The sequence below is a fragment of the Flavobacterium sp. genome (assembly GCF_023151265.1).
Taxonomy (GTDB): domain Bacteria; phylum Bacteroidota; class Bacteroidia; order Flavobacteriales; family Flavobacteriaceae; genus Flavobacterium.
In genome coordinates this window covers 1-6,961 of record NZ_JAKLJH010000134.1, presented here as the reverse complement: position 1 = coordinate 6,961, position 6,961 = coordinate 1, and the positions used below count along the sequence as shown (strand labels likewise).

The following is a 6,961-nucleotide window of genomic DNA, read 5'->3' as shown; positions in this document are numbered from 1 at the left end:
CTCTTAATGGTAAAATCGCTTGAAAAGCTCTGTCACGACCTTGTTTTGCAGTTCCACCTGCCGAATCTCCCTCGACAAGGAAAATCTCACATTTCGCTGGATCTTGCTCAGAACAATCTGATAATTTACCTGGTAATCCACCGCCACCCATTACGGTTTTACGTTGCACCATTTCACGTGCTTTTTTGGCAGCGTGACGTGCTTGAGCAGCTAAAATCACTTTTTGAACAATGATTTTTGCATCATTTGGATTTTCTTCCAAATAATTTTCAAGCATTTCTGCAACCGCTTGAGAAACTGGAGAAACTACTTCTCTATTTCCTAATTTAGTTTTGGTTTGACCTTCAAACTGTGGTTCTTGAACTTTTACCGAAATAATAGCTGTTAAACCTTCACGGAAGTCATCTCCAGAAATTTCAAATTTTAATTTATCTAACAATCCAGAAGCATCAGCATATTTTTTCAAAGTACGAGTTAATCCCATACGGAAACCTTGCAAGTGTGTTCCTCCTTCGTGCGTGTTGATATTATTTACATAAGAAAAGATATTTTCTGAATAACTTTCATTGTAAATTAAAGCAACCTCAACAGGAATTTCACCTTTTTCATGCTCCATAGAAATTACATGACCAATGATTGGTATACGATTTCCATCTAAAAACTTAACAAATTCTTTTAACCCTTCTTTAGATTGGAACGTTTCAACTGGAAACTCCCCTTTCTCGTCAGGATTTCTTTTATCTGTTAAAGTAATTCTAATTCCTTTATTCAAGAAAGAAAGCTCACGTAAACGTGCAGCTAATGTATCATAAGAATATTCTAAAGTTTGGGTAAAAATGGTAGCATCTGGTTTAAAAGTAACCATAGTACCTCTTTTTTCTGTAGTTCCAATTTGTTTAACTGGATATAATGCTTTACCTCTTTCGTATTCTTGTTCGTAAATTTTTCCTTCACGAAAAACAGTTGCTTTTAAATGGTCAGAAAGTGCATTAACACACGAAACCCCAACCCCGTGAAGACCTCCAGATACTTTATATGAATCTTTATCAAATTTACCTCCAGCACCAATTTTAGTCATTACAACCTCAAGTGCAGAAACGCCTTCTTTTTTATGTAAATCAACTGGAATACCACGACCGTTATCTTCAACCGTAATCGAATTATCTTCATTAATTGCTACATAAATAGTATCACAATGTCCTGCTAATGCCTCATCGATTGAGTTATCTACAACTTCATAAACCAAATGGTGTAATCCACGAACTCCAGTATCTCCAATATACATGGAAGGACGCATTCTTACGTGCTCCATTCCTTCTAATGCCTGAATACTATCGGCTGAATAACTACCTTTTTTATTTTCTTCACTCATAATATTTGTGCTAAATAAAGTATTTTTATATCAACAAATATAAGTAATTAGATAAATAGAAGAAATAAAAACGAACTTAACTCAATAGTAAGTTATCAACAATTGTTAATTTTTGATAAAAGTGTCTTAAATCGAATAAAAACCGCTTTATTTTTAATTTTTGATGATTTTTTGATTGAGGCAAAATCGAATAAAAACAAAAAACCTCCTTAAAACTTATTTAAAGAGGTTTTCAAAAACAACAAACCTAAACTATAAACTATATTTTCTCCATTTCTACTGAAATCGACACATCTGCCTTTACGTGAGCAGCATTTGCTCTTCCACTTGGATCTTGGTTTTCCTGCCATTTTGGAATCCATTTGCGAACTGTTTGTGCAGCACTTTCTTGTGGGAAATGCTTGTGAAATATCCTTCTGTAATAAAACGCTTCTTTTGTAACTGGCGTGTTATAAGGAAAGAACAGTTTTGCTTTTTCAAATTCTTCATCTGTCACTTGACTTGAGCAATACTCGATTAAAGTATCAATCCAGTTGTAACCAACGCCATCAGAAAACTGCTCTTTCTGTCTCCATAAAATCGCTTCGGGTAAAAAGGGTCTTTCGGGTGTATCGAATGCTTTTCGTAAAATGTATTTTTCAATTCCGTCATAGGTTTTTGGCATTTTTTCTTCAGGTTGAATTTTAATCGTTAAATCCAAAAATGCTTTATCCAAAAACGGTACTCTTGCTTCTAATCCATGAGCCATAGTTGATTTATCGGCACGAAGTAAATCGGCTGTAAATAACTTTTGAACACGTTCGATAGTTTCTTTTTGGAAATCTAAAACTGATGGTGCATTTCGGAAATACAAATAACCTCCGAAGATTTCATCCGCTCCTTCGCCAGATAATACCATTTTGATTCCTTTTTCGGTAATGGCTTTTGATAAGAAATACATAGGCGTACTCGCACGAATTGACGTTACATCATAGGTTTCCAAATGCCAAATCAATTTATCTAAAATCTCGATTCCTTGTTCGACTGTGAAATGAATTTCGTGATGCGTTGTTCCTATGAAATCCGCTACTTTTTTTGCCGCTACTAAATCTGGAGCCGAAGCATCTAATCCGATTGAAAACGAGTGCAATTCTTGTCCGCTTTCTTCTAACAATCTGGAAGTAATTGAAGCTATTAAAGACGAATCCAATCCACCAGAAAGTAGCACTCCAAAAGGTACATCACACATCAAACGTTTTTCCACAGCTTGTGTTAAACTTGATTGTAAAGCTTGTAAATCTAGCTTTTCAACTGCTTTTTCGTGTGCCTCCCATTCTGGTTTATAATATTTAACAAAACCTGTTTTTTCAGTATAATAATGTCCAGGAGGAAATGTTGAAAATGACTTACATTGATCTGTAATCGCTTTCATTTCGGATGCAAAATATAAGCGGCCTCTTTCGTCCATTCCATAATACAAAGGCTTTACTCCAAGTGGGTCGCGAGCTACGATATAATCATCGCCATCGATAACGACTAGAGCAAAAATCCCATCTAACATGTCGCAGAAATCGTAACCAAATTCTTCATACAAATGCACTATAACTTCTGAATCTGACGTGGTTCTAAACGTATGATGTTTTAAAGTAGTTTCTCTTAATTTTTTGTGATTGTATATTTCGCCATTATGCACCATCCAAGCGGAATTTGTTCCTTGAATAGGTTGTTTCCCTGTGTGTAAATCGACAATTGATAAACGCTCGTGCGCTAAAATATGACCTTTCTCCGTAACATGAATATCACTTTCATCTGGACCACGATGACTCATTCTTTTAGACAATTGTTGCACTAATGCTACTTCTTTTCCTTTTCCTATAATAGCTAATATTCCGCACATAACTTTTTGGTTTAATCGTTGAAATGTTTAATTATTTAATTGATATAACTTATCCACTTAATTTGATGAAGCAAAATTGAATATATAAGTTTAAATAATAAACCATAAAATAAATTTTAGTTATAATTTAAAACTAAAAAACAATTTTTTAATTAAATCACAAACTTTAAAAGTGGTTTTGAGTTTGTTTTAGTTACAAATCATAAAAAAACCACTCGAGTGAGTGGCTTTTATTTTATTCAATAGCTTTTATTTGGAATCGATTGGCGTTTATTACAACGGCATCTCCGACACTTTTTCCAAGTAATTGATTTCCTAATGGTGATTGTGGTGAAACGGCAATAATCGTTCTATTTTCGAATTGGATTTTAGGCAAAGCTGCACTGATATAAAATAACATGTCATTGGTTTGAACTAAACTTCCAAGCGCTACTTTGGTGTGAATTGCATCAGCATCAATCTTATCTACAACATTTTTTTGTTCGATGATTTCTGCTAATTTTTGATTGAGCTTTTCTTGCTCTAAATGCATCATCGATAAAGCGGTTTCGTGCTTATCGCCAGCCGAACCTTTCGCATCATTTTGTGCATCTTGAGCCAAATCGGAAATCATAAAACGCAATTCGTTTATTTTCTCCGATAACAGGATTTGATAATGGGACTTTATTTTTTGTTTGAATGTCATGGTGAATGCTTAAACACAAAGAAGGCACTAAGGACGCAAGGATTATTTTTTCTCTGTTATTCTTTCTAACTTGATTAACTTACTTTCATTATTAATAAAAGTGATTGTATCTTGAATATACTCACTTTTAGAAACAATAACAGTTAACTCCTTATCTCCAATTGGAAAACCTTTGATTTGATGGATTTCAAAATATCCTTGTTCATCAGTAAATCCTAGAGTATCGCTTTTTCTAAAATCTTTTATCAGAACATCAGAAATTGGTTTATGTGTTTCGGAATCAACAATTATTCCTTCAATAGACTGATAACCATCACAAGAAATAAAAAGAAAAAATAAAGCTGATAGAATAAAAATTTTAAAATACATTTTCACTATTTAATTTTAGAAGATAATTTAACCACAAACAAGTCACTAAGGACACAAAAAAATCTTTGCGAACTTTGCGAAAACCTTTGTGTCTTTGCGTTTAAAAATTAGAAATCAAACTTATAATTCGCTCCTAACAACACCTGAATACCTTGCACTGGGAAATTTGCCCAACGATTGTATTGTTGATTCGCTAAGTTGTTTCCTTTTAAGAAAGCAGTTAATCTTGCGTTGTATTTATAGCCTACGTGCGCATTCAAATCAAAATAACTATCTAATGTTACCACTTGCTGTGAAAAAGTCGCTGGAAAAACTAGTATATCATCTTGAACAGAAATTAAATCTTTCCTTTCGCCCACAAAAAATACATTTGCACCTGCATACCATTTTTCGTTGATATCAAAATCTACGGTTGAACCAATTTTCAATTGTGGTAAATTCCAAGCTTCCGCTTGTATATCAGTTGAATAATTATTGTAGGTTCCGTTGATTCCGAAAGTTACGTTTTTAGAGAAATCGGCTTTCAATTCTCCGAAAATACTTAACGTGTTTAAATCGTCATACACTACTCCAAATGAATTTCCGTAAGCATAACCATTCGTATTCGTTCCTGTTCCATCAAAACCATTACTTACAAATAACGCTCGGTCACCTTGATTTTTATTAGAAGCTCTAACATTGAAAGCAACCGAATTCGCTAATTTTCCTTTCATACCAACATACAAATCGTATTTATTATCGGTTGGTGCAATGAACATTGTTGGAGAAACAAACGGATTTTGATCTACGAAATCTGCATACGAATTTTGCTCTAAATCACCTTCTGCTCCAGCATAGGCCACTAAAATATCACCTACTAACTTGTATGACGCTTTAATATTTGGATAAACAAAGATTTTACCATCGCTTTCTCCGTTGATTTTTGCAGTTGCATAATATACTCCAGCTCCGATTTGAACTGATAAATCATCTTGTTGATATAAAATACTTGGTCTTGTTCCTGCGATGATTGTGCTGTATTTTAATTCCGAATCAACATCATACATTCTGTCAAAACTTCCACCTACATAATCCACAACGAAATCTGCTTTTACTTTTTGACTCATCACATCAAAATCGAAATTAGGTTTGATGAAAAAACGATTTTCTCCCGAATCCAATCCATCTGAAAAACGTTTGAATTGCATGCTAGCATCTTTGAAGAAACTATCTTTGAAACTCATTTTTCCGCCAAGTGCAATCGTATTGTAAGTTTGCTTAGAATCGATTCCTGCAATTGTAGCATCATCGAAGAAAATAGTTTCTGTTGGTAAACCATACCAATTGTAAATTTGGTTTTTCACACCTAAATCAACGTTCCAACTCATATCGCGCTCACGAACTCCGTACGTTACATCTAAACTAGTGTTATAGAATTTATCATCTAAAACCAAGTCTTTAATTCCGCCTTGAGACGATAAATGACGTAACATTCCACCTACATAATTGCTTCTACTTAAATTTTGTGTAATGAACAATTCTGCGTTGATGGTTGGGTAATTTCCAAAACCTAAAGTAGCGTAATTGTTGTATAATTTTTCTTTTTCGGTTTTATCCACTCCAGCTGCTTTTCCTTTTGCTGGTGTAAATGTTGATGCTACTGGAAACGAAAAAATATTGTATTGAATTGGTTCCTTTTTTTGCTCTTCTTCATCTTCTAAAACAGGTGTTTCTTTCACTTTGAAAGCATCTGAAATAGTTGGTGTATATGGTTTTACAATGTTTACCACTTCCGAACCAATGTTTTCATCTTTTACTTGGGCAAAAGAAAATTGAATTCCGAATACAACTAAAACTAAGGCGATTATATTTAATTTCTTCATGTTCTATATTTTTAAATGAGATTTTGAAACAATCCCGAAACTTCGGGACAGTATGACAATTATCTTATTTTTATTAATTTGTGATTGATGAATTACGTTTTGCTTCTTCTCCTTTGATGAAATCCAATTCTTTTTGCGCTTCTTCGATTACATCTGTATATTCTTTGAAGTTTTCAATTACACTTTCTAAAATGTATGTCGCTTGAAAACTATCTTTTAATCCGTAGAAGTTTTTTGCCATAATTACTAAACTCTTCGCTCCGTAATATTTGTATCCAGAGTAATCTTGAGCAATTTTTTGCACCACAACATTCGAAGGTTCAAACTTACCTTCTTTGTTTTTGAAATACGCATCGTAATACAAAGCTTCGGCTGCTAATTCCCCTTTTGCAATTTTTTGAAGTTTAGCATACGCTTCTTTCGCTTTAGCTTCATCATTTGTTTTGATAGCCGAACGCGCTACGATAATTTGAGCATCACTCTTAATTCTATCGTCGATTTTGTCGTTTTTCAACACTTTATCGGCATAAATAACGGCATTAGTAAAATCTTGTTTTTCGTAATACGATTTCATTAAATTAGATTGCGCATACGTTATATTTTGTGGAAAATCAGCTTCGGTTTCTAAACGTTTTAAAACTGGAATTGCGCTATCATAATTCTTAGCTTTCAAATGTACTTGACACAAACGAGCCAAAGCTTGTTCTGTGAATTCATTTCTTGGTTTAGAAACTACAAACTCATAATGTTTTACTGAATTTGCTTCCAAATTATCAGCAAAATACAATTGCGCTAAG

At 33.6% G+C, this 6,961-nt stretch carries 5 protein-coding genes and 1 pseudogene; all 6 read right to left on the bottom strand.

Translation table 11 applies throughout. The features are described 5' to 3' along the window. On the bottom strand, nt 1-1,372 hold a 1,372-nt coding region (locus L6Q46_RS11460), incomplete at its 3' end, for an ATP-binding protein (RefSeq protein ID WP_291284416.1). Nucleotides 1,373-1,631: 259 nt separating this feature from the next. Next, a complete protein-coding gene (gene asnB / locus L6Q46_RS11455) occupies nt 1,632-3,248 on the bottom strand; it encodes an asparagine synthase B (protein ID WP_291284415.1) in 1,617 nt (538 codons plus the stop codon). Nucleotides 3,249-3,483: 235 nt separating this feature from the next. Then, the gene (locus L6Q46_RS11450) at nt 3,484-3,933 is read right to left on the bottom strand and encodes a hypothetical protein (protein ID WP_291284414.1); all 450 of its coding nucleotides are present in this window, start codon (nt 3,931-3,933) and stop codon (nt 3,484-3,486) included. A 42-nt stretch (nt 3,934-3,975) separates the two neighbouring features. After that, nucleotides 3,976-4,302, bottom strand: coding sequence for a hypothetical protein (locus L6Q46_RS11445; RefSeq protein WP_291284413.1), 327 nt, complete (start codon nt 4,300-4,302; stop codon nt 3,976-3,978). A 107-nt stretch (nt 4,303-4,409) separates the two neighbouring features. Then, nucleotides 4,410-6,164, bottom strand: coding sequence for a TonB-dependent receptor (locus L6Q46_RS11440; RefSeq protein WP_291284412.1), 1,755 nt, complete (start codon nt 6,162-6,164; stop codon nt 4,410-4,412). Between the two features lie 73 nt (nt 6,165-6,237). Then, nucleotides 6,238-6,961, bottom strand: a pseudogene (locus tag L6Q46_RS11435) (hypothetical protein); the annotation flags it as partial.

Coding starts and splice junctions, on each gene's coding strand:
- L6Q46_RS11445 (WP_291284413.1), bottom strand. CDS start 4,302: ATGTATTTTAAAATTTTTATTCTATCAGCTTTATTTTTTCTTTTTATT.
- L6Q46_RS11450 (WP_291284414.1), bottom strand. CDS start 3,933: ATGACATTCAAACAAAAAATAAAGTCCCATTATCAAATCCTGTTATCG.
- L6Q46_RS11440 (WP_291284412.1), bottom strand. CDS start 6,164: ATGAAGAAATTAAATATAATCGCCTTAGTTTTAGTTGTATTCGGAATT.
- asnB (WP_291284415.1), bottom strand. CDS start 3,248: ATGTGCGGAATATTAGCTATTATAGGAAAAGGAAAAGAAGTAGCATTA.